Source organism: Collinsella aerofaciens, assembly GCF_028209885.1.
GTDB classification, from domain to species: domain Bacteria; phylum Actinomycetota; class Coriobacteriia; order Coriobacteriales; family Coriobacteriaceae; genus Collinsella; species Collinsella aerofaciens_BA.
In genome coordinates this window covers 34,092-56,956 of the sequence record NZ_JAQLEM010000014.1, presented here as the reverse complement: position 1 = coordinate 56,956, position 22,865 = coordinate 34,092, and the positions used below count along the sequence as shown (strand labels likewise).

Below are 22,865 nucleotides of genomic sequence, written 5' to 3'. Positions count from 1 at the left end.
GACGGAAGGATCCCGCCGCGCGAAGCGCACGGCGGGATCCTGACATGTCCGAGGACGATTTGGGAGGTAAGCCCTGGGGTCTCCGATGAGAGCAGTTTCGGCCGAGGCTATTCGTCGCCGAAGCTGATGCCCAGCGCCTTGGCCTCGCGCACCAGATCACTCTGGGGGTCGACATACTTGAGCTTGCCGGCGACTTCCTCGAGCGGCATGTGGCACATCTTGCCGTCACGCAGGGCAATCATGTAGCCAAACTCGCCGCGCAGGCAGCCAAGCGCGGCCTCGACGCCGCACTGGGTCGCAAAGATGCGGTCCTGGGCGTCGGGCTGGCCGCCGCGCTGCGTGTGGCCGGGGATGGCGACGCGGGTCTCGCGACCGGTCTTGGCCTCGATCTCCTTGGCGATGTCGTAGACGATCGACGGGCTCGTGCGCTCGGCGAGTTTCTTCTTGTACTCCTTCTTGGACAGCGCCGCGTCCTCCTTGGAGATAGCGCCCTCGGCGACGGCCACGATGGTAAAGCGGCTGCCGGTCTCCATGCGATGCTCGATGGTCTTGATGACGTTATCCATGTCGTAGGGGATCTCGGGAATCAAGATGACATCCGCGCCGCCCGCGACGCCGGCGTATAGCGGGATCCAGCCAACCTTGTGGCCCATGATCTCGATAACGAACACGCGGCCGTGGCTCGAAGCGGTGGTGTGAATGTCGTCGATGCACTTGGTGGCGACGTCGATGGCGCTCGTAAAGCCAAACGTCAGCTCGGTGCCCCAGGTGTCGTTATCGATGGTCTTAGGCAGGGCGATAACGTTGAGGCCCTCTTCGCGCAGACGGTTGGCGGTCTTGGTGGAGCCGTTGCCGCCCAGCATAAACAGGCAGTCGAGCTGCAGCTTATGATAGGTGTGGACCATTGCCGGCACCTTCTCGACGCCGTCGGCCTCGGGAATATCCAGGCGCTTGAACGGCGTACGGCTCGTGCCCAGGATGGTGCCGCCACGGGTAAGGATGCCGCTAAAATCGGCGGGCGTCATGACGCGGAACCGGCTGTAGATAAGGCCCTGGTAGCCGTCCTCAAAACCATAGATCTCAATAGGCTCTTCGCTATTGGTCATAAGCGTTTTGACAATGCCGCGCATGGTGGCGTTGAGCGCCTGGCAGTCGCCGCCACTGGTAAGAAGACCGATCCTAAGCATGATGAATCCTTCCGGGCAAGTTATAACATGCGCATAAGTTTACCCCCGCACACTGTTGATACGGGGGTAAAACGTGTTAGCTCAAGCGTATAGAAATGTAAACAACGTCAGGCGAGCGTAAGGTCGACGAGCCTGGGTCCTTACAGTGCGAAGGCGTCGACGTCGCCCCAGTGGCGGCGCAGCGTAATGGCGGCGGCGGGTTCGGTATTGTCAAAGACGACCGACCATTGCGTATTGCTGGTGATGTCTTTCGGATTGGGTTCTTGCGCTGCAGCGCGTAGGGCCTTCCAAGCGACTGCCTCGTCCTGGGCACCGACATGGGCGTCAAGGACATCGGCGATTGCGATGGCGCGCTCTTTACCATGGCCCAGCTCGCCATTCTTTTGGTTGGGCAGCACTTCGTCGCCATAGCAGGCGTAGAAGTTCGTAACCTGGCGTACGGGAGTCGCTTTGAAAGCACGGTCCGGATCGCGCGGATCCCACTCTACTACGCGCGCGTCACCGGCGGCGTCGTTGATAAAGAAGTGGTAATCGCGTCCTGCCATGGCGTGCATGTCGTAGGCGGAAAGCAGGTCGACAGCTTCTTGCGTGGTGGCGGCACGGTCGAGCACCAGACGGATGGCGAGCGAGGTATTGATGACGGGGCGTTGCGCGTCCTGGTCACAGGGCTTGGAATCCAGAGTGAGTACGGCAATGGACACGCCGCATTCGTTAACACCGTCGAGCTGGGCAAACGGGCCCATGAGTGCGGCGGCACGTCCGGCGACGGAGTCAAGCGGAGTGTTATCGCCCAGGTTGTTAAGGGCGGCAAACCCGATGGAGGCATAGCCGCCACGTGGGTGATTGCGCACCAGCAGTGCCGAGGTGTCGTCCTTAAAGTCGTAATTGCGACCGGTGCGCACGCGGCCTTCGGCATCTACGGCGACAAAAGCGCTGCAGGCAAACTGGGGCGCCTGGACATGTACCGGCACACCGGGCAGCACCTGCGCCACCACGGCATCGATGTAGGCCTGGTCGTCGCGCACGCCAGCGGCGATGATGCGATCAAGATCGTAGTCGTAGGCGATGTCGATTGCGTACAGGTCATAGCTATCCGCGTAGCCGGTCAAGCGTTTGAGCGACGCGGCGGACTTGATTTGCTTGTGATAAACGATACCGGTGGCAGCGGCAAGGCCGACGGCGACTCCCGCGACACCGCAGGCGATGGCAATGTTACGTGGCTTCATGACGACTCCTCTCGTCCTGTTAGCGTAATTGTCGCAAAAGGTGCACGGGCATGATGGCTCAACTTGGTGAGTGGCGCGGAATTAAGCACGGAATGAAGAGTGCGGCACTGGCGTGGCGGGGTATGCTGGAGGGGACCATCAACCCAGCGAAAGGGGAGAGCATGACGGATCAGGAAACGCTCGAGCGCGCACATGTGACGGCCGACGATATCGAGGCCGCCAACGACCTTATCGACTTTATCGAGGCATGCCCCAGCATGTTCCATACGGCGGCGACCATTATGGCCGAGCTCGACGAGGCGGGCTTTACCTACCTGCCCGAGAACGCGGCGTGGGACATCGAGCCGGGCGGGCGTTATTACACGCAGCGCAACACCTCGAGCGTTGTTGCCTTTAAGGTGGGCGAGGACCTGGCCGCGACGTGGGGCGAGGACGGCGTTGCCGGCGACTATCATTTTCAGCTCGCGGCGTCGCACAGCGATTCGCCGACGTTTAAGGTCAAGGCCGTGCCCGAGCTCGACGGCGCGGGCGAGACGCTGCGCCTGAACATCGAGGCCTACGGCGGCATGATCGACTACACCTGGTTCGACCGCCCGCTGGCGCTCGCGGGCCGCGTGCTGGTGCGTGAGGGCGACCGCATCGAGAGTCGCTTGCTCGCCACCGAGCGCGAAGTCGCCATCATCCCGAGCCTTGCCATCCATATGAACCGTGGCGTTAACGAGAGCTTTGCTCCCAACCGAGCCGTTGACCTGTGCCCGCTCATCAGCGCCGGTGAACTCAAGCAGGGAGATTTTGACGCTCTGATTGCCGATGAGCTGGACGTTGAGCCCGAGCAAATTTTGGGCCGCGATCTGTTCCTGGTCAATCGTCAGGATGCGCGCATTTGGGGCTGGGCCGACGAGTTTATCTCGACGCCCAAGCTCGACGACCTGGCCTGCGCCTATACCTCGCTGCAGGCATTTTTGGGTGCTGAGAACGCGCGCGATATCTCGGTCTTCTGCTGCTTTGATAACGAGGAGGTTGGCTCCGAGACCAAGCAGGGAGCCATGTCGACGTTCTTGGCCGATGCGCTGCGCCGCATTAACGGATCGCTGGGCTTCGATGACGAGTCGTACCATCGCGCACTTGCCGCCTCGATGCTCGTGAGCTGCGATAATGCGCATGCCGTGCATCCCAACCACGCCGAGAAGTGCGATGCCCGCAACCAGGTCGTGCTCAACGGCGGCATCGTTATCAAGGAAGCCGCCAACCAGCACTACTGCACCGATGCCTTTAGCCGCGCGGTGTTCCAGGCTATTTGCGATGACGCCGACGTGCCCACGCAGGCCTTCGCCAACAAGAGTGATATGGCCGGCGGCTCCACCCTGGGCAACCTGTCGAACATGCAGGCGAGCATGCACGCCGTAGACGTGGGCCTGCCGCAGCTGGCCATGCACTCGAGCTACGAGACCGGCGGCGTGCGCGACGTGATGTGTGCCATCCGCGCCCTCACGGCCTTCTACGAGCGCAACCTCAACATCAACGGCGCCGAAAGCGTGGAGCTCTAAAACCTACCAAAAAGGGATGTTATTTTTGGCAGGTTTTATCTGGGCGAATGTCGCAATGCTAACAGCTTGACAGAATTGTTAAGACACCGCAGGTTGAGCAAGCGTTAGCGAGCGATGTCCAGAGCGAACAAGTTGGCATGAAAAAGGCAAGGCATAGACCTTCTGGTCATGCCTTGCCTTTTGAATGACAAATTGTCGCTCTGGGCGGCGCGCAGCGTCGACCGGTCCGCCGTTCGTTAGAACGGCGGAACCCTAATGTTCGATCCAGCAGCGCAGGGTCTCGCCGGCTTGCAGGTGACGCAGATTCTCTGCGGCAATGTCGACCACATTATTGAGCGTGGCTGCCAGGTGGAACCAGCCGGAGACGTGCGGCGTGATGAGCATGTTGGGCGCATCCCACAGCGGGCTTGTCTCAGGCAGCGGCTCGGGGTCGGTGACGTCGACCGCGGCGCCGGCGAGATGTCCCGACTCCAAGGCGGCAACCAAGTCGTCGGCGACCACAAGATCGCCGCGGCCGCCGTTGGCAAAGAAGGCGCCCGGTTTCATCGCGGCGAAGAACTCGGCGTTCGCCAGGCCGCGGGTCTCGGGTGTGCTGGGCATAAAGGATGCGACGATGTCAGCCTCGGCCAGGCGCTCGGATAGGGCGTCCATGCCGTCCATGTCCTCAAACACAATGGGGTAGACGAGCGGATGGCGCTTGATGCCGCGGACGTGCGCGCCCATGCCGCGGCAGAGCGTGGCGAAGTGGCCGCCGATATCGCCCGCGCCCAGCACCAGCACATTGGCGCTTTTGAGCGAGGTGACCGGCCCCAAATCCTCCCAGCGATGCTCGCGCTGCAAGTCGTGATAGCCGGGCAGGCGCTTCATCATGGAAAGGACCATGGCAAACATGTACTCGCTCACGGCCTGGCCGTAGGCGCCCACCGAGCAAGACAGTTTGGCGTCGACCGGCACAGTGCCGGCGGCAAGGTAGTCGTCATAGCCGGCGGTTTGCAATTGCAACAGCTGGAGACGCTCGCATGCCGTGAGCATGTCAGGGTCGATGTTGCCCAGGATCACGTCGGCATCGGCGACCTGCTCGTGCGTGGCGGCGTCGGCGCTCGTGTAGATAAAGTCCTCGCCCGGAGCGCTCGACTCAAGAATTGCGCGATGACGGTCGTTGACGGGCAACAAAACCAGAATGTTCACAAGCAGTCCTCTCCGCTCGACCTGCCAAAAAGGGACAGGTTTATTTTGGCAGGTTTTATCAGGCAAAACGTTCAAATAAAACGCCGGGCTTCGCGATGGTTAACATATCCATCGCGAAGCCCGGCGCATCCACGGCTACCAGCTCAGCAGTTCGTAACCATCCTCGGTCACCACGAGCTGTACCTCGCACTGGGCCGAATCGCTGCCGTCCTTGGTGCGCACGCACCAGCCGTCACCCTTGCTGATCTTGATGTCGGGCGCTCCGGCGTTGACCATGGGCTCGATGGTAAAGACCATGCCCGGAGCCATGATGGTGTCCACATCGGGTGCCTCGGTGGTAAAGCCCACAAACGGGTCCTCGTGGAACTCCTTACCGATGCCGTGTCCGCCGTACTCGCGTACCACGCTAAAGCCGGCGTCCTCGACCGTCTTTTGCACGGCCTCGGCCATAACGGACAGCGGCAGCCATGGCTTGACGGCTACCAAGCCCGCCTCCACGCTGGCGCGGGTGACGTCGACCAGGCGCTGGCGCTCGGCAGAGACCTCGCCGATGCAGAACATGCGGCTCGAATCACTAAAGTAGCCGTCAAGAATCGTGGAGCAGTCGACGTTGATGATGTCGCCCTCGTGCAGCACGTCTGTATCACAGGGGATGCCGTGACAGACCACGTCATTGATCGAGGTGCAAACGCTCTTGGGGTAGCCCTCATAGTTGAGGTCGGCCGGCGTGCCACCGTGCTCGACGGTGTAGTCGTAGATCATCTGGTCGATCTGGTTGGTGGTCATGCCCGCGGCGATGTGTTCGCCTACGTAATCGAGCACACCCACGTTGATGGCGGCCGAGCGCTTGATGCCCTCGATATCGGCGGGCGTCTTGTAGAGCGTGCGGGGCAGAACCTCCCAGCCCTCTTCCCACAAGCGCTCGAGGCGCTCATCAAAGGCGCTATGGCATTTCTTATATTTTTTGCCGCTGCCGCACCAGCAAGCGTCGTTGCGGCCGGGTACGGGTCCTTTGTCATACATGGCTAACTTCCTTTCATCCGCAGCTAGTATAGCCCACTCACGCGTCCATAAAAGTTGCGGTGATATAGTTCCTATTTAAGCGTTTTAACAGCACAAATAGGAACTATATCACCGCAACTGATGGGGCGGGATGGCGGGCACTAGCTGCTGCGTGGTTTTGCTAGTAGCTCACCTGGCAGGGGATGCCGAGGGCGCGCACGCGCGCGGCAATGGCGTCGAGCACCTCGGGCGCTGCTTTGGCAAGGCCGGCGACTGGTGTCTCGCGCGCCACCGTGTAGATGGTCGCCTCCTGCGGGCGAATGCGCTCGAGCGCCGCGAGCCAAGGACCAACGTGCTCCTCGCCGGTGTTATCGAGAGACTTGCCCCGGTACTCACCGCTCAAAAACATCGTCTGGATAATGACATGACCGTTAAAGCTCGCGAACGTTTCGATCTGGTGCTCTACATCGTAGGGGCCAACGGGTTGATCGAGCAGCTGGATAAATGCCGGGTCGACCGTATCGAGCTTAAGAATGTTGTCATCGACCATCATGAGCGCGTCGTGCACCTCGGGGCGGTCGGCGCGCGTGCCGTTGGAGAGCACGGCGATCTTGGAGTTTGGGGCAAGCTCGTCGCGCAGCGCGACGGCGCCGGCGATGGCCTGCGGAAACTCCGGTGCGGCGGTGGGCTCGCCGTTGCCTGCGAAGGTGATCACATCGGGGAGCTCGCCCTCGGCTGCCATCTCGCGCAGCTTTGCCTCGAGCGCGTCGAGTACCGCGGCGGCTGTGTTGTACGGCTCATGACAGGGGCGCTCGGCGTTGAGACCGTTTTCGCAGTAAATGCAGTCGAACGTGCAGATTTTGCCGCTGGCCGGCATCATGTTGACGCCGAGCGAGAGGCCAAGGCGACGGCTGCGAACGGGCCCAAAGATGGGGCTGGCATTCAAAAACGTAGACATAGGCATATGCTCCTCAAGACAATTGTGCCTAAGCATAACATCGGCTCCAAAGCAGGGTGCGGGCTCTTGCTTTACAAGTTTCGTTTTTTCACGTCGCTCATTATGCCGTGTCATGAAAAGCCTCGGGTCGGGTAAAGTTAATCTGTTAACAAGGCGTAAAGCAATGCAGGTCTATCCAGCCGTACTGACGCGCAACTGGATGGGCGTTGATGATGGGGGCACAACATGGATTTTACGGTCGAGAATGCGGGCACCACGATTGCCTGTCGCGAATATGCCGGCCCGGATGTGTCGCCTGATACTCCTGCCTTGGTGTGCGTGCACGGCGCTTGTGTCGACGGCACATTTTTTGACGGTATCGCTTGTGAGCTCAGTCGCAACTACCGCGTAATTGCCTACGACCGCCGCGGCTGTGGCGGCAGCAGCGAAGCGGCAGACGGCAGCTATGATCTTGCCGCTCAGGCCGCCGACCTGCAAGCCGTGATCGAACACGTTGGCGCTCCGGCAAATGTGCTTGCGCATAGCGCCGGTACGTTGGTGGCGCTGGAGCTTCTTCGCACCGAACCCCATCTCGTCGCCCGTGCGATTCTGCATGAGCCGGCTGTGTCGGCCGAAGGCGTCGGCATGGGCGCAGCTCCGATTTTGCTCGATATGATTGCGGCTGGAAAGATTTCAAGGGCGCTTCGGCTTTTCTTGGGAGCTCTCGGCGACTTGGACCCCGAGGCTCCTGGGACGACCGAAGCGGAAGCCAAGCATGCCCTGCGCAATGGTCGTTGCTTTATGGCCAATGAATACGGAACAAATATGACATATGCTCCCGACTGGGAGCGCGCCCGCGAATCAAAGGCGGTGTCGGCTGTGTTTTTGGGCGAGCTTTCGGTCGGTACACCCCGCGAGGCTGGTACGCGAGCGGCTGCCGAATATCTCGATTGCCCCCTTGTGACGATCCCGGGCGCGCATAACGGTTTGCGCGATCGCCCCGTTACGGCGGCAAACGCCGTTCGCGATGTCTTGGAGCGTTAGCACGCTCGATGACCTGCGGGGAGGGGGACTGTTAGCGTTTCGTCATTGTTAACGAATGCGCCAATAACCACGCGCCCGCGGCTCCATTACCACCGTTTGCCAGGTCATAAAAATGCAGCAGCATTCACGTGCTTACCTGCATCGGCAAGGTGTTACCCTTGTAACATTTGGAACCCACCGCTACTATGCGAAGCTATCGAAAGGGCCCCATATGCTCAATAATCACGAGGCCAATCTAACCGACGAGGAGGCTGCCGCTGAGGTCGCCCGCGTCGCGAAGACCTACCCCGTGGTACGTTTGCTGTCGGCCGATCAGATTAAGAGCGAGCCTAACTGCTTGCTCGCCGGCGATCGCTGCCCTTGTCTGCGTCAGTCGAGTCTTGAGGCCTTGGCAGATTCGGGTGAGGTGTCGGAGCAACTGCTCAACGATGGTGTTGAGTACCGCGCCCGTCTGCGCCCTCTAAAGGTCGAGGGCGAGCCTCACGTCCTGCTGATGGTGCGTCCGATCGATGAGCAAGAGGCCACAGAAGAGGACCTTGTCTACACCGACGTGCTGACGGGCGTGCGCAATCGCCGATATTACGAGGAAAAGCTCCGTAGCGCCCGCATGAAGGCCGGCGTGGCGGTGATCGACCTTGATGATTTTAGGGTCTTCAACGATATGTGTGGCCATCATGCCGGCGACCTTGCGCTCGGTGCTGTGGCGACGGCCATGCGCAGCGGAATTCGTTCGACTGACGAGCTCGTACGCTATGGCTGCGACAAGTTTGTGGCCGTCATGCCCGATATTCCCTCCGATGACTTCGCCCGTCGCCTGCGTCAGGTATCCGATGCCGTTCGTTCCGCGATTATTCCGGGCCATGAGCACGTGAGTTTGACGGCATGTGTTGGTGGCGTTCGCATTCATGGCGAGACGGTTGATGAGGGCGTTGGCCGCGCTGTCCAGTTGCTGAGCCGTGCCAAGGCAAAAGCCGGTACGGTCGTGACCGATGGCGATTTCATCGAGGCCTTCCAAAGCGAAAAACCTTTGGTGCTTATCGTCGATGACTCCGAGATGAACCGAGCCATTCTCAACGAGATGCTCAAGGACGAGTATTGCATCCTCGAGGCTGATAACGGTCGTACGGCGCTCGATATGGTCGACCGCTATGGCGATGAGTTGTCGCTCGTGCTGCTGGACATTGTCATGCCGGGCGTGAGCGGCTTTGAGGTACTGGCCGATCTGTCGCGCCGATCGGTTGTTGACAATCTGCCTGTCATCATGATTTCGAGCGAAGAATCCGACGATGTGGTTCTGCGTGCGTACGAGCTGGGCGCCTCGGACTATATCAGCCGCCCGTTTGACGCCCGTGTCGTGCGCCGTCGTGTAAGCAACACTATCCGTCTGTACGCCAAGCAGCGCCGCCTGACGAGCCTGCTGTCCCAGCAGTACAACGAGCGCGTCAAGAACAGTCGCATGCTCATCGACATCATGGCCGGTGTCATGGAACTTCGCAATGGCGAGAGCGGCAGGCACGTTACGAATATCGAAAAGCTGACCGAGCTGCTGCTTGGCTGTCTAGTCCAGCGTAGCGACACCATTTCCCTCGACAACGAGGAACGCTCCACGATTGCCTTGGCTTCGGCGCTGCACGATATCGGCAAGATGGCGATTGACGATGCAATTCTCAACAAACCCGGACGCCTTACGTCCGAGGAGTTCGAGATTATGAAGACGCATACCACGATCGGCGCCAACATGCTGTTTGAGCTGGGTCGCCATCACGTCGGCAATGCGCTTATGGAATATGCGTACCAGATTGCGCGTTGGCACCACGAGCGTTGGGACGGCAAGGGCTATCCCGATGGCCTTAAGGGCGACGATATTCCCATTGCCGCGCAGGTGGTCTCGGTGGCCGACGTGTACGATGCTCTGACGAGCGTGCGTGTGTACAAGGACGCTATTCCGCACAAGGAGGCTATCCAGATGATCTTGGACGGTAAGTGCGGTGAGTTTAACCCGCTGTTGCTCGACTGTCTGCTCGAGGTGCAAGACCGTATTGCCGAGACGTTGGCACGCCCCGCCGACGTTGTCGCGTTTCCCACGATTTAGTTTGACCTAAGGAGTTTTAATCCATGATTTCCATGCGTGAGGCGTATGAGAAGATCGGCGCTAATTATGATGACGCGTGCGCTCGGCTGATGGGCGAGGAAATGCTTGCCCGCTTTGCCCTCAAGTTTTTGGATGACGAGAGCATGGACAAGCTGGAGGCCGCCATGGCGGCAGGCGACGCCGAAGGTGCCTTTATGGCAGCGCACACGCTCAAGGGCGTGAGCCAGAACCTGGGATTCGATAATCTGTACGAGCCGGCGGTTGCGGTGACCGAGGCGCTGCGCGGCGCCGATGCTGTTGACGGCGCTCGCGAGGGAATGCATGCGCTGCAGCAGCAATATGCGGCAACGATGTCAGCCCTGCGCGAGGCGGCCGAATAAGAGCTTGCGGGCCTTGATGACTATGAGAGTGGATAATCTCCCGTTTTAGGCCCGGTGGCGGCCTCAAAGTGGGAGATTATCCACTCTCGTTCGATATGTGTCCAAAAATCCACGCTCACCCCTCCGGGTTAGTAAATGGCCTATGCGCACTGGCGGGGCTTTCCGCATGCAATCAATATCGTTGTTCGATAAACTGTTCGAATAACGATAGAGTCGATGAGGGTGAGTGTATGTCTAACAGCGTTCAGCGTATGGCCAAAGCGGGCGAAAATATCAGGAAGCTTGGCTTTTGCATGGCAGCCGTTTTTGCAGGGATGCTCGTCGCTTTTGCCGCGTTGGTTGTTTACGTGATCTGGTATGCGGTTGCAAACGTTGCCTCTGTCGATTCTTTCGGCGTCGTGACGCTTCTCGATGGCGGGTGCATCGTTATCCCAAGCGGACTGTGCCTGGCACTCGTCGTGGGTATTTCGCTTGTCGTTCTGTGTGGAATCAGCCGTAACATCTCGCGAGGCGTCTCGCCCTTTACCAAGACGCATGTGCGGCTTATCCGTGTTCTTGCGCTTGCCTTTGCTGTTAACGCCGCGGTTTCGCTTATTGGTGCCTACGGATCGGTCAATCTTACCATTGGTGGGCTGGAGCTTTACGTCGTGCCTCATTCCTTCGTTATTGAGATTTGCCAAGGCGTTGCCTTTGATGCGGGGTCGCTTATCGGCGCGGCTGTCTGTCTGTGTATCTCGGTGATCTGGAGTTATGCCTCGCTGCTCCAAGAGCAGTCTGACGAGCTTGTGTAGGAGGAAGCATGAGCTATCTCATCATCGAGCTTGAGACGCAGCTACTTAAGACCGGAAAGACCAGTGCTGATCTGATTCGTGCCACGGGGCATACTCCGGCTAATATTTCTAAGCTAAGAAACGGAAAAATTAAAGCTATTCGCCTTAAGACGCTTCTCGATATTTGCGATGAACTTGACTGTCAACCGGGAGATATTATTCGGCGGGTGAGTGAGAAAGAGCTTGAGGAGCTTATTGTTGAGCGTGCAAAAAATGTCGTGAGGCAGATGCGGAATGGTGGAGGCAATGAGGCGTCGCTTCCGACATCAGTCTTCGCTGTCGATTTGAGTGACGAGTAGCTTAAGGCGAACAACTAAAACGAAATTTAAGCGTGAAAGGACCCGTGTCTAATACGGGTTCTTTCTTTTAGATTATCTTGACAAATTTGAGTTATCGAAAAACAATAACGACTATGGAAAACAATAAAGAAAAGAAGAAACGATATGAGCAGTTTTGCTATCAAACAGAACGGGAGGCCAATGAACGGATCAGCGATAAAGTTATCAAAGGTGTCAAAGCGCTACGGGAAACGGCGTGTGTTGCATGATGTTTCCTTCGAGGCGCATCAGTCTGAGCTCCTTGCCCTTGTTGGTGCAAACGGGGCGGGTAAAAGCACGCTTATTAAAATAGTGCTGGGCCTCTGCGAGCCATCGTCGGGGAGCGTGGAGCTCTTTGGAGGCAAATCAAAAAAAGAGCTTGGTCTGATGCGGACGCGTGTCGGCTATGTGCCAGATTCCAGCGGAACATACCAATCTCTCAACGCGGTTGAGAATCTTCAAATCCGATGTGCGGAATGGGGGCTTGATGAGAATCGTGAGATTCCTCGCGTTTTGAGCCTAGTCGGGCTGGACGTTGATGAAAAAAAGAGCGTAAGCAGTTTTTCTCTGGGAATGAAACGGCGGCTGGATATAGCTACGGCTTTGTTGGGTGACACTGACTTGCTAGTTTTCGATGAGCCAGCAAATGGATTGGACCCGCTGGGCATCGAGAGTATATGGACTCTTATCGGCCGATTGAATCGAGAGCAGGGTAAGACCATGCTCGTCTCTAGTCATGATTTGGATGAGCTGGCATCGGTTGCAACAAGTTGCCTGTTTATTCATGACGGTAAACTGCTGAAAAAGGAATCGATGGATGTCATAAGGGACGAGGCGCCGTCCCTAAAAGAATATTACAGGCGCTTGATGAAGGCGGTCTCGCTATGAAGCTGGCGATTCATCCCATAAAGGCGGACATGATGCGTTTGCACAGGATGTTTCCGGCGAAGTTTGGTCTTGCGCTTATGCTGGCGTTCGGCCTTCTCTTCGGCATCTTTCTAAAAAACGGAACAACGTTGCTCGCCTTTGGCAATAGCGTTTTTGGGGAGGATATTGGCTTCTGCTGGAATGTAATCGATCCTTCTGCACCCGATGAGTCCCTTGTGCGTAGCGCCTTTGCCGGCACATCTCTGCTTGTGCCGCTCATCGTTTGCCTGGTAATTCTACAGGAGCGTGGCTATGAAGAGGGCTGCCGAATTTCTTTGGCAAGAGGTCTCAACCGCTTTTATGGGGCTCTAGCCCATGCATTTTCGTCTGCTTTAATAATTGGCGCAGCATATAGTGCGCTTTGCCTTCTTCTTTTTGCAATAGCCATAATACGTGGAGGGCATAACTGCTCGCACGACATGCTAACTGTATTTTTGCCTGCAATGATGGTCAACGCCGTATTGGTGATATCGGTTGCGTTGGAGACGACGACCATCTATCGGATTACAGGCAGCGCCGTATTTAGCGGGGCTGTGGTAATAATCGGATTTGTCATGAGCTTGACGCTCTACGGAACTTACCTTCAGACGCCCATACCGTCCTTGCGATGGATCTTCTTTCTTCCGGGGCCGTACCTTGGAGTCGGATGTGCCCTTGGGTATAGCGATATGGGGCAGCTGACGCTTCTGGGATATGGCGCGGCAGCCAGCTGTCTATCGGTATTGATTTACGCTCTCGTGAGCTTTCGTGCTGGGGGTGTGCTCAATGGCTCGTCAGACTAGAAGATTCCTTCATTCAGAATTGAAGCATGTGAGCAAATGGACGTACGCCTTAATCCTGGTAATTTATGCGTGCATGGTGGTATTGCAGCTTTATTCTTTCCCGATGTGGTTCTGTAGCCTCCGTGAGAACAGTTTCTTGGGCTTTTTCCCAGACCCGACGCTTCGGCTATCGGCAGAGGATGTCCTTCTATTTGGTAATGCAGAGGTTTTTCGCGGTCTGCTGTTCAACGTAGCCCCGTTGGCGCATGCATTGTTCTTTCCGTTCATCGCGGCTTGCATTGTGCCGCGCTTTGTCAGTTCGGGCTTTATTGAGGAACCGTGGGGGTTGTCGGAGGCTCGGGGAGGGAAGCGTGTGTGCGCTATCGTTGCTCGAGTGGTGCTGTCTTCTTTTGCCCTTTTGGACGCGTTTATCCTGTCGAGTGTCGTTTTGTACTGTCTTAACTGCGTAATCGTTCTGGATGCTCAGCAGTATTTCAACCTGCATGTATTTTGCTATCGACTTGTTCTTGCTGCCGCTGCCTGCCTTGCATACGTGGTCTCTTGCGTGATCGCTGTTTCCTATTTTGGGTCCGGCTTCGGTCCGATTGGCATGCTGTTGCTTGTCAACGTTGTAGCGATCTACATACAGCTCGGGGCCAATTCCATGCTTCCGCTTCCAGCCTCGATGCTCATGTGGATTTGTGGCGTGACCCCGTTGGGGAATAGTCAATGCCTTTCGATTCTAATTGACTGCCTAATAAACGTAGCAAGCGTTTTTGCCATTTGCTTTACCGTCGACCGATTACGGTCGAGATTTTTTTGATTGTTTGTGAGGGATAATCATACCGAGCATACCAAATACAAGGGTGGGCGGGCACCGTGGCTGGTGTCCGCCCACCTGGTATAGGAGACTTTAAACTGAGTGGTTTGCGAGCTAACGGGCCTGTTTAACCTTGGCCGCCGCCTCGACAAACGACTTCCACAGGTTAAAGTCGGTCTCGAGCGTCTTCCACGTGTACTCAGGGTGCCATTGCACGCCCAGGCAGAAGGGTTGGCCTTCGACTTCGATGCACTCGGGCACGCCATCGGTTGCCTTGGCGACCAAGCGCGTGCTTTTACCCAGACGATCGACGCAGCAGTGGTGTGCGGAGTTGGTCTGGATAAGCCTGTGCCCGCCAAGCGCGCGCTCCAGCAACGAGCCCGGCACGACCTCGACGGGATGCACGGGGTCGTTGAGCACGTGGGTGTGGCGCCACTGCGTGCGGCCCTCGCGCGCACCCAGGCTTGGCACGTCCATGCACAGGGTGCCGCCGGTGGCGACATTGAGCAACTGCGTGCCGCGGCAGGTGGTAAAGAGCGGCTTTTTGGCGCGGAGCACCTCGCCGACCAGCTTAAACTCAAAGCTATCACGGATCTCGCAGCAGAGGGTGGGGTCGCAGGGTCGATCATCGCCCCAACGTTTGGGATTGACATCGGGGCCGCCGGGAATGGCGATGCCGTCGGCGATATCGACGTAATGACGGATGACCTCAATGTCCTCGGTGATGGACATCTGCAGCGGCAGGCCGCCGGCGGCAAGGATGGCATCGACAAAGACACTTGCGATTTCCTCGTTGGGGGAGAGCATCTCGGTTAAAAATGGCTCTGCCTCTTCCCAGCGCGGTGCGACGAGGATGAGTGGGCGGTCGGCGGGGGCGACGTCGACGTGCGGGGTGTAGGACGATGAAGTGCGAGTTCCGATCATAGGTGTAACTTTCGAGTTTGGATGGGCATGGCGGGCGGGTGGGCGGTCTGGTTAGTGGCCCTTGATGGAGTTGAGGAAGTCCTGGGCGCGCTTGGTCTGGGGGTGGTCGAAGAACTCGTCGGGCGTGCCGGTTTCTACGATCTGGCCGTCGGCCATAAACACGACGCGGTCGGCCACGCGGCGGGCAAAGTTCATCTCGTGCGTGATGACGATCATCGTCATGCCCTGCTGTGCCAGACGGACCATGACCTCGAGCACCTCGTTGATCATCTCGGGATCGAGGGCGCTCGTGGGCTCGTCAAAAAGCATGGCCTTAGGCTGCATGGCAAGCGAGCGGGCGATGGCTACGCGCTGTTGCTGGCCGCCCGAGAGCTGTGCGGGCACCTTGTCGGCCTGCTCGGCAACGCCCACGCGGCTCAGCAGGTCCATGGCGCGCTCGCGGGCCTCGTCCTTGGAGACGCCCAGCACATCGACCGGCCCCAGCATGACGTTCTGCAGTACGGTCATATGTGCGAACAGGTTGAACTGCTGAAACACCATGCCCAGTTCGGCGCGCATGCGGGCAAGATCCTTGCCTTCCTGCGGCAGGGGCTCACCCTCGATGAGGATCTCGCCCGAGTCGATGGTTTCCAGGCGGTTGATGGTGCGGCACATGGTCGACTTGCCCGAGCCCGAGGGACCGATCACAACGACGACCTCGCCGCGGTCGACCGAGAGATTGATGTCGTTGAGGACGTGTAGATCGCCATAGTGCTTATCGACGTGCCTGAGCTCGATCAGCGGCTGATTGCCGGTGGAAGAGGTGCTCTGTGCCATGGTGCTCGGCTCCTTATGACTAGAAATGGTAAAGCGTTAGCGGATGATGGTCGCACCGGTCTTGTGCGAAACGTAGACAGCGGCCTTGTTAATCGCGACGTTGATGAGGATGTAGATGACCGCGATAACCAGGTAGACCGACACGAGGGCGTCGTAGTTGGTAATGAGCACACGGGCATTTTGCATGAGGTCGGGGTAGCTCACCACGTAGGCGACGGTGGTGTCTTTGACTACGACCACGAGCTGCGAAATCAACGACGGAATGATAAATCGAATAGCCTGCGGCAATACGATTTTAAAGGTGATTTTAGCTTTGGAGAGACCGAGTGCCTGGGCGGCCTCGACCTGGCCGCGCGGCACGGCGTTGACGCCGGCGCGGAAGATCTCGGCGAGTACGCCGGCTGCGGCGAGCGCGACGGGAAGCGTGAGCATCCAAAACGACGGCAGCGCGATCTTGTACTGGGGTAGCACCAAAAAGAAGAAATAGATGAACAGAAGGCTCGGCACGCCGCGGAAGAAATCGGTGAGCACACGGCAGAGCAACTGCAGCGGCTTAATGTCGCTCGTGCGGCCGAGCATAAGGGCTAAGCCCAGCACCAGCGCGATGGCGCCAGCGGTGAGTGCGACTTTAACGGTGCCCTCAAAGCCGGCAAGCAGGAACTTCCAAGTGGTGAGGTGCGTAAAGAAATACCAATAGTGGACCGAAAGCTGGCCGGTCACATAAAAGCGCTGCAGTACCAGGGCGACGAGCACGGCGACGGCAACAAGCGAGATGGCGGTGCCGATGCGAATCTTGGCACGCATCTTGGGGCCGGGAGCCTCGTAGAGCGCATCGCGCATGGTAAGCGCAGGGGAGGAATGCTTGCTCATCGGAGGATCCTCACCTTCTTATCGATATAGTTGCCAATGTGGCTCACCACGAAGGCTGTGCCCAGGTAGCCGAGCGCCGAGATAAAGAACGCGGCGACGCCGCCGAGCGAGCGCGTGTTGATATAGCTCACCACGCCGGTGAGCTCTTGCGGCTTAAGCGGCACCTGGCTGCCCAAGGCGGTAGTGAGCATGACGGCGATAAAGAGGTTAGTCATGGGCAGCACACTCGAGCGCAGTGCCTGCGGAATCACGATCTTGGCGAGGATGCGGCTGAAGCTCATGCCGAGCGAACGTGCGGCTTCCACCTGACCGACGCCGACGGTATTGATGCCGCTCATAAAGTTCTCGGAGCCAAAGGCCGAGCCCAAAAGGACTGTGGCGACGATAACGCAGGTGCGGTAGGGCAGGACGACCTTGAGCGGCGGCAGCGCATAGACGACGATGATGAGCAGCGCAATGCCGGGGATGTTACGGAAGACCTGGACATACAGGTCGCCAAAGACGCGCAGCGGCTTGAGCGGCGACACGCGCATCACGGTGACGGCAACGGCCAGCACCATGGCGATGGCAAACGACTCAAGTGTCATGCCCCAGGTTGCTAGCAGGGCGTCGATATAGTTCTGGCCATAGAGCGACCAGAGCTCGGAGAGACTCATGCGGACCTCCTGCCGGTAAGGAAAGGGGCTCCCGTGTGTACGGAAGCCCCGACAACTCAGTGAGGAAACAGTTTATCGCAATAAAGCGCATCATGCGTTTCCGTATGGTTTCGTTGCGGCTGTTACCAGGCTCGCTGCCTAGGCGCCGATCTCGGGCAGCTCGGGAACATTGGTGTCGCCCGTACGGTCGCCGATGCAGATCTGCCACAGCTCAGTCCAGGTGCCGTCGTCCTCGATCTTCTTAAGGAAGTCGTTGACAAAGGCGACGCCGTCGGAATCGAGCGGTAGACCGATGCCATAGGGCTCCTTGCTGCCGAAGGGCTTGCCGGCGATCTTGTATTTACCGGGCTCGCGGACCAGGGCGCTCTGCTGCATGTTGTTATCGATGACGTAGGCGTCAACGCGGCCCTGCTGGAGTGCCTGGCGGGCTTCCTCGTCGGTCTTGAACTCCTGCTGGCTGGCCTTGGGGGCGAACTCCTCCAGGATGGCGGGACCGTTGGAGCCGGACTGGACGGCGACGTTCTTGTCGGCAAGGTCGTCGACGCTCTTGATGTCGTCGTTATCGGCGAGCACCAGGATGGCCTGCTGGGTGTAGTAGTAGGGACCGGCAAAGGAGACGAGCTTCTTGCGCTCGTCAGTGATGGTGTAGGTGGCAAAGACGGCGTCGACCTGGCCGTTCTGCAGGACGGACTCGCGCGTGTCCGAGGTCACCTGGGTGATCTCGACCTTGTTCTCGCCCAGAATGTAGTTGGACAGGAGCTGTGCGATACCGGCGTCGAAGCCGCGGGTCTGACCGTCTTTCTCGTTGAGGAGGGAGAAGAGCGTAGAGGTCTGAACGCCACCGATCTTAAAGACGCCGGCGTTCTTAACGGCCGTCGCCCAGGTGCTGGCGGCGATGGCGTCGTTATCGGCTTTGGGACCGTTGCCGACGAGCTTGTCGAATGCCTTGGCATCGAGCGTGGCGGAAACCTCGGTATCCTCGGAGCCCTTGGAGGAGCCGGCGGCGGAACCCTTGTCGGCCTCGGCGCTGGTGTCGGAGCAGCCGGCAAGACCAAGGCCGGCGACGGTTGCGAAGGTGGCGGCAACGAAGCCGCGGCGGTCGAGAACGACCTGCTGGGAGAGGTTCTTGCTCATGGTAGAACACCTTTCTCAATAAAATCCCTAGCGGTTGAGTAGAGTTATACCCTATCGCGCTCAAATGGGTCAACACGAAATAACTCAGAAACATACTTACCTTATGGGTAATTCTACCTACCAAAAAGGGACAGGCACCTTTGTGGTGGTTCTTGCAGATGTGGTGGCCTGTCTCGCTGCTTTGTCTCAATCTGTAACAGTTAGACGAGGAAATGGGTTCTACCTGTTACAGATCGAGATTTTCACTTCAGGGGAATTCGAATGTCTCGATCTGTAACATCTGGATGGCTAAAAGGTCTCTATCTGTTACAGATTGAGACAAAGGTCAGGGACTAAGACGTCTTATCTAGATCTGTAACAGTTAGACGGGAATTCGGGCTCTAGATGTTACAGATTGAGATAATTCAGTTGGGGAAATAAAAACCTCCGCAGGGATGCTTCCCTTGCGGAGGTTTTTTCTACTCGTTCAGCAGACGTACGGCTTCGGCGGCCATGTTCTCGACCGTCATGCCGTTCTGTGCGAGCAATTCGTTGGGGTCGTAGCGGTCGGGGAAGCCCTTGGCGATGCCGAAGGTGCGCGTGCGCACAGGCGTGCAGGCCAGATAGCACGCGACGCGCTCGCCCCAGCCACCGTCCAAGATGCCGTCCTCGAGGGTGACGACAACGCGATGCTCGGCGGCAAGACTGTCGAGGAACTCACGGTCAAGCTCGGTTGCAAAGCGCGGGTTGACGAGCGTGGCCTCGATGCCGTACTCGGCAGCCAAGCGGTTTGCCACGCGCTCGCCCAGCTCAAAGAAATCGCCAAGCGCGAGCACTGCTACATCGCGGCCCTGACGCACCACGTTGTAGCGAACGGCGCTGTAGTCGGTGTCTTCGGCAGGCGCAAGGTCGGGGCGGCTAACCAGGCCAATGCCCGGTACGCGGATCGCCACGGGATGCTCGCGGTGGTCGAGCGACCAGCTCAGCATGGACAGATATTCCTCCATGCAGGCCGGCGCCAAGTAGTGCATGTTGGGAAGACCGCCCAGCATGGAAATATCAAAGAACGAGAGGTGCGTCTCGGATGTGGTGCCAAAGATCGACGCTCCAAACACTAGGATGGTTGCGGAGGCGTCGTTGAGGCACAGATCGTGCCACAGCTCGTCGTAGGCGCGCTGCAAAAACGTGCCGTACACACCAAAGACTGGCTTGGCGCCCGAGCGCGCAAGCGCGGTGGCAAAGGTTACGGCGTACTCCTCGGCAATGCCCACATCGACGAACTGTTTGCCGGCGGCAGCGCGAAGCTCGGGTGTAAAGCCCATGATGTAGGGCGTGGCGGCCGTGATGCCCACGACCTGCGAATCGCGCTTGATGGCGGCGCTGAGCGCCTCGCCCGTAATGTCGGCATAGGTGCGCGGCGCAGGCTCGCTCGGATGACCCGGGCAAAGTTTGCGGCCGGTTGCCATATCGAAGGGTCCCACATGATGCCAGTGTTCGGGGTCGCTCTGGGCCGGCTCAAAGCCCTTGCCCTTGGCGGTCGAGACGTGCAGCACGATGGGGTGATCGATATCGCGCAACTCCTGCAGCGTATCGACTAGCGCTTGGACATCGTTACCGGCGTCCAGATAGCGGTAGTCGAGCCCCATCGCGCGGAAAACGTTGCGCTCACAGGTGCCGTTGCTGGCGCGCAGCTCGGCCAGATTGCGATACAGGCCGCCATGGTTCTCGGCAATGGACTGGTCGTTATCGTTGACGATGATGATCAGGTTGCTATCGAGTTCGGCGGCATTGTTAAAGCCCTCAAACGCCAGGCCGCCCGAAAGCGAGCCGTCGCCAATAACGGTAATGACGTTGTACGTATCGCCCGCCAGGTCGCGCGCGTGGGCAAGGCCGCAGCCCAGGCTCACCGACGTGGAGGTATGGCCCATGGCGAACAGGTCGTGCTCGGACTCGTCGGGATTGGCAAAGCCAGAAGCCTCACCATAACGCTCCGGATCGATATAAGTATACGCGCGCCCCGTCAGCGCCTTGTGGGCGTAGGTCTGGTGCGAAACGTCAAAGACAATCTTGTCGATGGGGGAGTTAAACACGCGATGAAGCGCAACCGTAAGCTCAACGACGCCCAGGTTGGGGGCAACGTGCCCGCCGACGGCGGCGGAGCTTTCGAGGATTGCCTGGCGGATCTCGCCGCAGAGCAGCGGAAGCTCGGCGCGGTCGAGAGCCTTGACGTCCTCGGGCGTTGTCGTTTGCGTAAGCAGCATCGTTGTGGGTTACTCCATGCGAATCGAGCACCGGCGCTCCCTCGGCCGGCACAATTGCACAAAACAGTCTCGCACATTTTGGCGTTTGATATGTGACGGCGGCGCGGTAATTCGACAACTGGTGGGGCAAAACGTTTTGTCCGATGCCATACTGATAGGTTCCATGATGATTTTATTCAATGCGTGCAGGCCGTGGCTTGTCGCCGTGAGCCGCTGGAAGGAGGCAGCATGTCCGATACCGTTCGTGCCGAGAAAATCGCGCACGAGGTCGACTATGCCGCCCGCCAGCTGGCCCAGGCGGGCCGCTTGGACCTGACACACGAGTTTATCCAGCATGGCGACGTGACGGTGTATGCGCATGTGACCTCGGTGGCGCGGGCAAGTTTGTCCTTTGCCGAGCACCTGGGCCGCGTCGGTGTCTCGGTCGATCGCGCCTCGTTGCTGCGCGGAGCCCTGCTGCACGATTACTTTCTCTATGACTGGCACGATCCCGACCCAAGCCATCGGCTGCATGGCTTTCGCCACCCGTTTTTTGCCCTGGAACGTGCCGAGGAAGATTTTGAGCTGACGTCGCGCGAACGGAATATCATCGTGCGGCATATGTTTCCGCTGGTGCCAGTGCCGCCGACGTGTCGTGAGGCTTGGATTGTATGCCTGGCGGATAAATGGTGCGCTCTGCGCGAGACAGTCTCCGGTCGTCTGCGGCGCAAAGGCGGCGCGAACGATTCGAACGAGGACTCGAGTGACGGCTCGAGCAAAGATTCGAGCGAAAAGAGGAGAGGGTAGACGGTGGGGACCGCGATTGATATGGCGTTTGGCGGCGCGACGCTTGCCGCCTGCCCACTCTCGGCACTGGTGCTCTCGTTTGCCTTTTACGGGTTTTGCGGTTGGGCATGGGAGTCGACAGTATGTGCCATGCTCAATCACGGACGATTTGCCAACAGTGGCTTTTTGCTGGGGCCGTGCTGCCCCATCTATGGCGCGGGCGGCATTGCCTGCTGGCTGCTGTTGCGCGGGATTCCGGATGCCCCGAGCCAGTTTGTCACCGCGGCGCTTGTGTGCAGCGTAATCGAGTACAGTGTGGGCCTTCTATTGGAAAAAACAACAGGCGCGCGCTTTTGGGATTACTCGCACCTGCCGTTTAATTTGCATGGACGCATCTGTCTGTACTGGGCCTGCGCGTTTGGCCTGGGTGCGCTGTGCATTTGCCGTTTAGTGGAGCCGGCATTGCTGGGGCTGCTTGGCCATCTGCCGGTGCTGATTGTGCGGCTGTCCGCCTTTATCGTCGCGGTCGCGATGATGGTCGACGCGGCGTGCTCGTTGGCGAACTGGCGGCGTCTGTCCGATCAGCTGGAGCGTGTGCGCGCCGACCTTGCCGACCGCATCAACGAGTCGCTTGCCGATGCGTCCGACTCCATGCTCGAACGTATTCCCGATTCGGCAATCGACTCGGTGGCACAGACGCATATCCGCAGCCGTGCCGTTAACGCGTGGCTGGCCGAGCTGGGCGACGCGACGCTCGATGCCCTTCGTGAGAAGGCTTCGATGCCGACATTTATCTCGGATGGTGCTCGCGGTCTGGCACTCGCTGCCCGTCGCGTGGCCGATGCCGCGCCGAGCATGCCGCGTCCGTCGCTCAGCCGTCGCCTTGCCGGTAAGCGCATGAGCCGTCCGGTACCGAGCGTGTCACTCAGTCGTCGCGACCTGCGCTTCTTTAACGCCTTCCCGCGTCTGCGCATCAATCGCTACGAAGGTGTCATTCGAGCAACTAATCTCCGCGACCGAGCCCGCGAGCTGTTCCGCCACTAGCCGGGACGGGCGCGCTCACGGCTTCCTTGCTCGCGTATTTCCCGTCCGTTTCGCGTCCGTTGCCGCGCCGTTTCCAAGATTGCGGCACCGTTTCCATTCGACAACGCAGCGTTTAACAACGCCGTATCTGGTCTACACCAGTTGCCCCTCGGCCGCAT

The 22,865-nt window shown here is 58.8% G+C and carries 22 protein-coding genes; 11 read left to right on the top strand and 11 right to left on the bottom strand.

Translation table 11 applies throughout. The annotated features are described in order from the left end of the window. Window positions 1–107 precede the first annotated feature (107 nt). Both PMX21_RS05195 and PMX21_RS05190 read right to left on the bottom strand, forming a co-directional pair. The gene (locus tag PMX21_RS05195; protein WP_118387254.1) at window positions 108–1,187 is read right to left on the bottom strand and encodes a 6-phosphofructokinase; all 1,080 of its coding nucleotides are present in this window, start codon (window positions 1,185–1,187) and stop codon (window positions 108–110) included. 140 nt (window positions 1,188–1,327) lie between these two features. Next, window positions 1,328–2,413, bottom strand: a complete 1,086-nt coding sequence (locus PMX21_RS05190) for a carcinine hydrolase/isopenicillin-N N-acyltransferase family protein (RefSeq protein WP_271758482.1) — start codon at window positions 2,411–2,413, stop codon at window positions 1,328–1,330. 161 nt (window positions 2,414–2,574) lie between these two features. Between PMX21_RS05190 and PMX21_RS05185 the strand changes: the two genes are divergently transcribed. Then, window positions 2,575–3,960: a M18 family aminopeptidase gene (locus PMX21_RS05185; protein ID WP_271758481.1), complete on the top strand. Its 1,386-nt coding sequence runs from the start codon at window positions 2,575–2,577 to the stop codon at window positions 3,958–3,960. A gap of 252 nt (window positions 3,961–4,212) precedes the next feature. Here PMX21_RS05185 and PMX21_RS05180 read toward each other — a convergent pair whose 3' ends face one another. From PMX21_RS05180 to PMX21_RS05170, 3 genes are all read right to left on the bottom strand, one after another. Beyond that, window positions 4,213–5,148, bottom strand: a complete 936-nt coding sequence (locus PMX21_RS05180) for a D-2-hydroxyacid dehydrogenase (protein ID WP_271758480.1) — start codon at window positions 5,146–5,148, stop codon at window positions 4,213–4,215. A gap of 135 nt (window positions 5,149–5,283) precedes the next feature. Continuing rightward, window positions 5,284–6,171: a type I methionyl aminopeptidase gene (gene map, locus PMX21_RS05175; RefSeq protein WP_271758479.1), complete on the bottom strand. Its 888-nt coding sequence runs from the start codon at window positions 6,169–6,171 to the stop codon at window positions 5,284–5,286. A gap of 160 nt (window positions 6,172–6,331) precedes the next feature. Then, window positions 6,332–7,108: a radical SAM protein gene (locus PMX21_RS05170; RefSeq protein WP_271758478.1), complete on the bottom strand. Its 777-nt coding sequence runs from the start codon at window positions 7,106–7,108 to the stop codon at window positions 6,332–6,334. 225 nt (window positions 7,109–7,333) lie between these two features. Here PMX21_RS05170 and PMX21_RS05165 point away from each other — a divergent pair, with 225 nt between their 5' ends. The 8 genes from PMX21_RS05165 (at window position 7,334) to PMX21_RS05130 (ending at window position 14,261) form a co-directional block, all read left to right on the top strand. Beyond that, window positions 7,334–8,131, top strand: a complete 798-nt coding sequence (locus PMX21_RS05165) for an alpha/beta fold hydrolase (RefSeq protein ID WP_271758477.1) — start codon at window positions 7,334–7,336, stop codon at window positions 8,129–8,131. 211 nt (window positions 8,132–8,342) lie between these two features. Further along, the gene (locus PMX21_RS05160; RefSeq protein WP_271758475.1) at window positions 8,343–10,223 is read left to right on the top strand and encodes a diguanylate cyclase; all 1,881 of its coding nucleotides are present in this window, start codon (window positions 8,343–8,345) and stop codon (window positions 10,221–10,223) included. Between the two features lie 23 nt (window positions 10,224–10,246). Further along, complete coding sequence (locus PMX21_RS05155) at window positions 10,247–10,603, top strand: Hpt domain-containing protein (protein ID WP_271758473.1); 357 nt, start codon at window positions 10,247–10,249, stop codon at window positions 10,601–10,603. A gap of 230 nt (window positions 10,604–10,833) precedes the next feature. Then, window positions 10,834–11,394, top strand: coding sequence for a hypothetical protein (locus PMX21_RS05150; RefSeq protein ID WP_117798465.1), 561 nt, complete (start codon window positions 10,834–10,836; stop codon window positions 11,392–11,394). An 8-nt stretch (window positions 11,395–11,402) separates the two neighbouring features. Beyond that, entirely contained in the window at window positions 11,403–11,732 is a 330-nt protein-coding gene (locus PMX21_RS05145; protein ID WP_117798466.1) for a helix-turn-helix domain-containing protein, read from the top strand. Between the two features lie 144 nt (window positions 11,733–11,876). Next, the gene (locus tag PMX21_RS05140) at window positions 11,877–12,638 is read left to right on the top strand and encodes an ABC transporter ATP-binding protein (protein ID WP_271758471.1); all 762 of its coding nucleotides are present in this window, start codon (window positions 11,877–11,879) and stop codon (window positions 12,636–12,638) included. After that, window positions 12,635–13,459 (top strand): hypothetical protein, encoded by an 825-nt coding sequence (locus PMX21_RS05135; protein ID WP_271758469.1) that lies wholly within the window; start codon window positions 12,635–12,637, stop codon window positions 13,457–13,459. Before PMX21_RS05140 ends, PMX21_RS05135 begins: the two co-directional genes overlap by 4 nt. Further along, a complete protein-coding gene (locus PMX21_RS05130) occupies window positions 13,443–14,261 on the top strand; it encodes a hypothetical protein (protein ID WP_271758467.1) in 819 nt (272 codons plus the stop codon). The genes PMX21_RS05135 and PMX21_RS05130 overlap by 17 nt, the downstream gene beginning before the upstream one ends. 111 nt (window positions 14,262–14,372) lie before the next feature. On the opposite strand, the gene PMX21_RS05125 is transcribed toward PMX21_RS05130, so the two are convergent. The 6 genes from PMX21_RS05125 to PMX21_RS05100 all read right to left on the bottom strand — a co-directional run bounded on the left by PMX21_RS05125 (window position 14,373) and on the right by PMX21_RS05100 (window position 20,898). Beyond that, a complete protein-coding gene (locus tag PMX21_RS05125; protein WP_271758465.1) occupies window positions 14,373–15,182 on the bottom strand; it encodes a gamma-glutamyl-gamma-aminobutyrate hydrolase family protein in 810 nt (269 codons plus the stop codon). 51 nt (window positions 15,183–15,233) lie between these two features. Then, window positions 15,234–15,998, bottom strand: a complete 765-nt coding sequence (locus PMX21_RS05120; protein WP_006234892.1) for an amino acid ABC transporter ATP-binding protein — start codon at window positions 15,996–15,998, stop codon at window positions 15,234–15,236. Between the two features lie 36 nt (window positions 15,999–16,034). Then, complete coding sequence (locus PMX21_RS05115; protein WP_271758463.1) at window positions 16,035–16,868, bottom strand: amino acid ABC transporter permease; 834 nt, start codon at window positions 16,866–16,868, stop codon at window positions 16,035–16,037. Beyond that, window positions 16,865–17,524 (bottom strand): amino acid ABC transporter permease, encoded by a 660-nt coding sequence (locus PMX21_RS05110; protein ID WP_022094657.1) that lies wholly within the window; start codon window positions 17,522–17,524, stop codon window positions 16,865–16,867. Before PMX21_RS05110 ends, PMX21_RS05115 begins: the two co-directional genes overlap by 4 nt. A 138-nt stretch (window positions 17,525–17,662) precedes the next feature. Further along, window positions 17,663–18,658, bottom strand: a complete 996-nt coding sequence (locus PMX21_RS05105; RefSeq protein ID WP_271758461.1) for a glutamate ABC transporter substrate-binding protein — start codon at window positions 18,656–18,658, stop codon at window positions 17,663–17,665. Window positions 18,659–19,116: 458 nt separating this feature from the next. Continuing rightward, on the bottom strand, window positions 19,117–20,898 hold the full coding sequence (locus PMX21_RS05100; protein ID WP_271758459.1) for a 1-deoxy-D-xylulose-5-phosphate synthase: 1,782 nt from the start codon (window positions 20,896–20,898) through the stop codon (window positions 19,117–19,119). A gap of 228 nt (window positions 20,899–21,126) precedes the next feature. Between PMX21_RS05100 and PMX21_RS05095 the strand changes: the two genes are divergently transcribed. Together PMX21_RS05095 and PMX21_RS05090 are read left to right on the top strand one after the other, a co-directional pair. Then, complete coding sequence (locus PMX21_RS05095; protein WP_271758457.1) at window positions 21,127–21,684, top strand: HD domain-containing protein; 558 nt, start codon at window positions 21,127–21,129, stop codon at window positions 21,682–21,684. Window positions 21,685–21,687: 3 nt separating this feature from the next. Beyond that, a complete protein-coding gene (locus PMX21_RS05090; RefSeq protein ID WP_271758455.1) occupies window positions 21,688–22,707 on the top strand; it encodes a putative ABC transporter permease in 1,020 nt (339 codons plus the stop codon). The last annotated feature ends 158 nt before the right edge of the window (window positions 22,708–22,865 follow it).

What these genes read in the sequence shown, in the direction of transcription:
- PMX21_RS05195 (WP_118387254.1), bottom strand. Translation starts at nt 1,187, where the DNA reads ATGCTTAGGATCGGTCTTCTTACCAGTGGCGGCGACTGCCAGGCGCTC.
- PMX21_RS05190 (WP_271758482.1), bottom strand. Translation starts at nt 2,413, where the DNA reads ATGAAGCCACGTAACATTGCCATCGCCTGCGGTGTCGCGGGAGTCGCC.
- PMX21_RS05185 (WP_271758481.1), top strand. Translation starts at nt 2,575, where the DNA reads ATGACGGATCAGGAAACGCTCGAGCGCGCACATGTGACGGCCGACGAT.
- map (WP_271758479.1), bottom strand. Translation starts at nt 6,171, where the DNA reads ATGTATGACAAAGGACCCGTACCCGGCCGCAACGACGCTTGCTGGTGC.
- PMX21_RS05170 (WP_271758478.1), bottom strand. Translation starts at nt 7,108, where the DNA reads ATGTCTACGTTTTTGAATGCCAGCCCCATCTTTGGGCCCGTTCGCAGC.
- PMX21_RS05165 (WP_271758477.1), top strand. Translation starts at nt 7,334, where the DNA reads ATGGATTTTACGGTCGAGAATGCGGGCACCACGATTGCCTGTCGCGAA.
- PMX21_RS05160 (WP_271758475.1), top strand. Translation starts at nt 8,343, where the DNA reads ATGCTCAATAATCACGAGGCCAATCTAACCGACGAGGAGGCTGCCGCT.
- PMX21_RS05155 (WP_271758473.1), top strand. Translation starts at nt 10,247, where the DNA reads ATGATTTCCATGCGTGAGGCGTATGAGAAGATCGGCGCTAATTATGAT.
- PMX21_RS05150 (WP_117798465.1), top strand. Translation starts at nt 10,834, where the DNA reads ATGTCTAACAGCGTTCAGCGTATGGCCAAAGCGGGCGAAAATATCAGG.
- PMX21_RS05145 (WP_117798466.1), top strand. Translation starts at nt 11,403, where the DNA reads ATGAGCTATCTCATCATCGAGCTTGAGACGCAGCTACTTAAGACCGGA.
- PMX21_RS05140 (WP_271758471.1), top strand. Translation starts at nt 11,877, where the DNA reads ATGAGCAGTTTTGCTATCAAACAGAACGGGAGGCCAATGAACGGATCA.
- PMX21_RS05135 (WP_271758469.1), top strand. Translation starts at nt 12,635, where the DNA reads ATGAAGCTGGCGATTCATCCCATAAAGGCGGACATGATGCGTTTGCAC.
- PMX21_RS05130 (WP_271758467.1), top strand. Translation starts at nt 13,443, where the DNA reads ATGGCTCGTCAGACTAGAAGATTCCTTCATTCAGAATTGAAGCATGTG.
- PMX21_RS05125 (WP_271758465.1), bottom strand. Translation starts at nt 15,182, where the DNA reads ATGATCGGAACTCGCACTTCATCGTCCTACACCCCGCACGTCGACGTC.
- PMX21_RS05120 (WP_006234892.1), bottom strand. Translation starts at nt 15,998, where the DNA reads ATGGCACAGAGCACCTCTTCCACCGGCAATCAGCCGCTGATCGAGCTC.
- PMX21_RS05115 (WP_271758463.1), bottom strand. Translation starts at nt 16,868, where the DNA reads ATGAGCAAGCATTCCTCCCCTGCGCTTACCATGCGCGATGCGCTCTAC.
- PMX21_RS05110 (WP_022094657.1), bottom strand. Translation starts at nt 17,524, where the DNA reads ATGAGTCTCTCCGAGCTCTGGTCGCTCTATGGCCAGAACTATATCGAC.
- PMX21_RS05105 (WP_271758461.1), bottom strand. Translation starts at nt 18,658, where the DNA reads ATGAGCAAGAACCTCTCCCAGCAGGTCGTTCTCGACCGCCGCGGCTTC.
- PMX21_RS05100 (WP_271758459.1), bottom strand. Translation starts at nt 20,898, where the DNA reads ATGCTGCTTACGCAAACGACAACGCCCGAGGACGTCAAGGCTCTCGAC.
- PMX21_RS05095 (WP_271758457.1), top strand. Translation starts at nt 21,127, where the DNA reads ATGTCCGATACCGTTCGTGCCGAGAAAATCGCGCACGAGGTCGACTAT.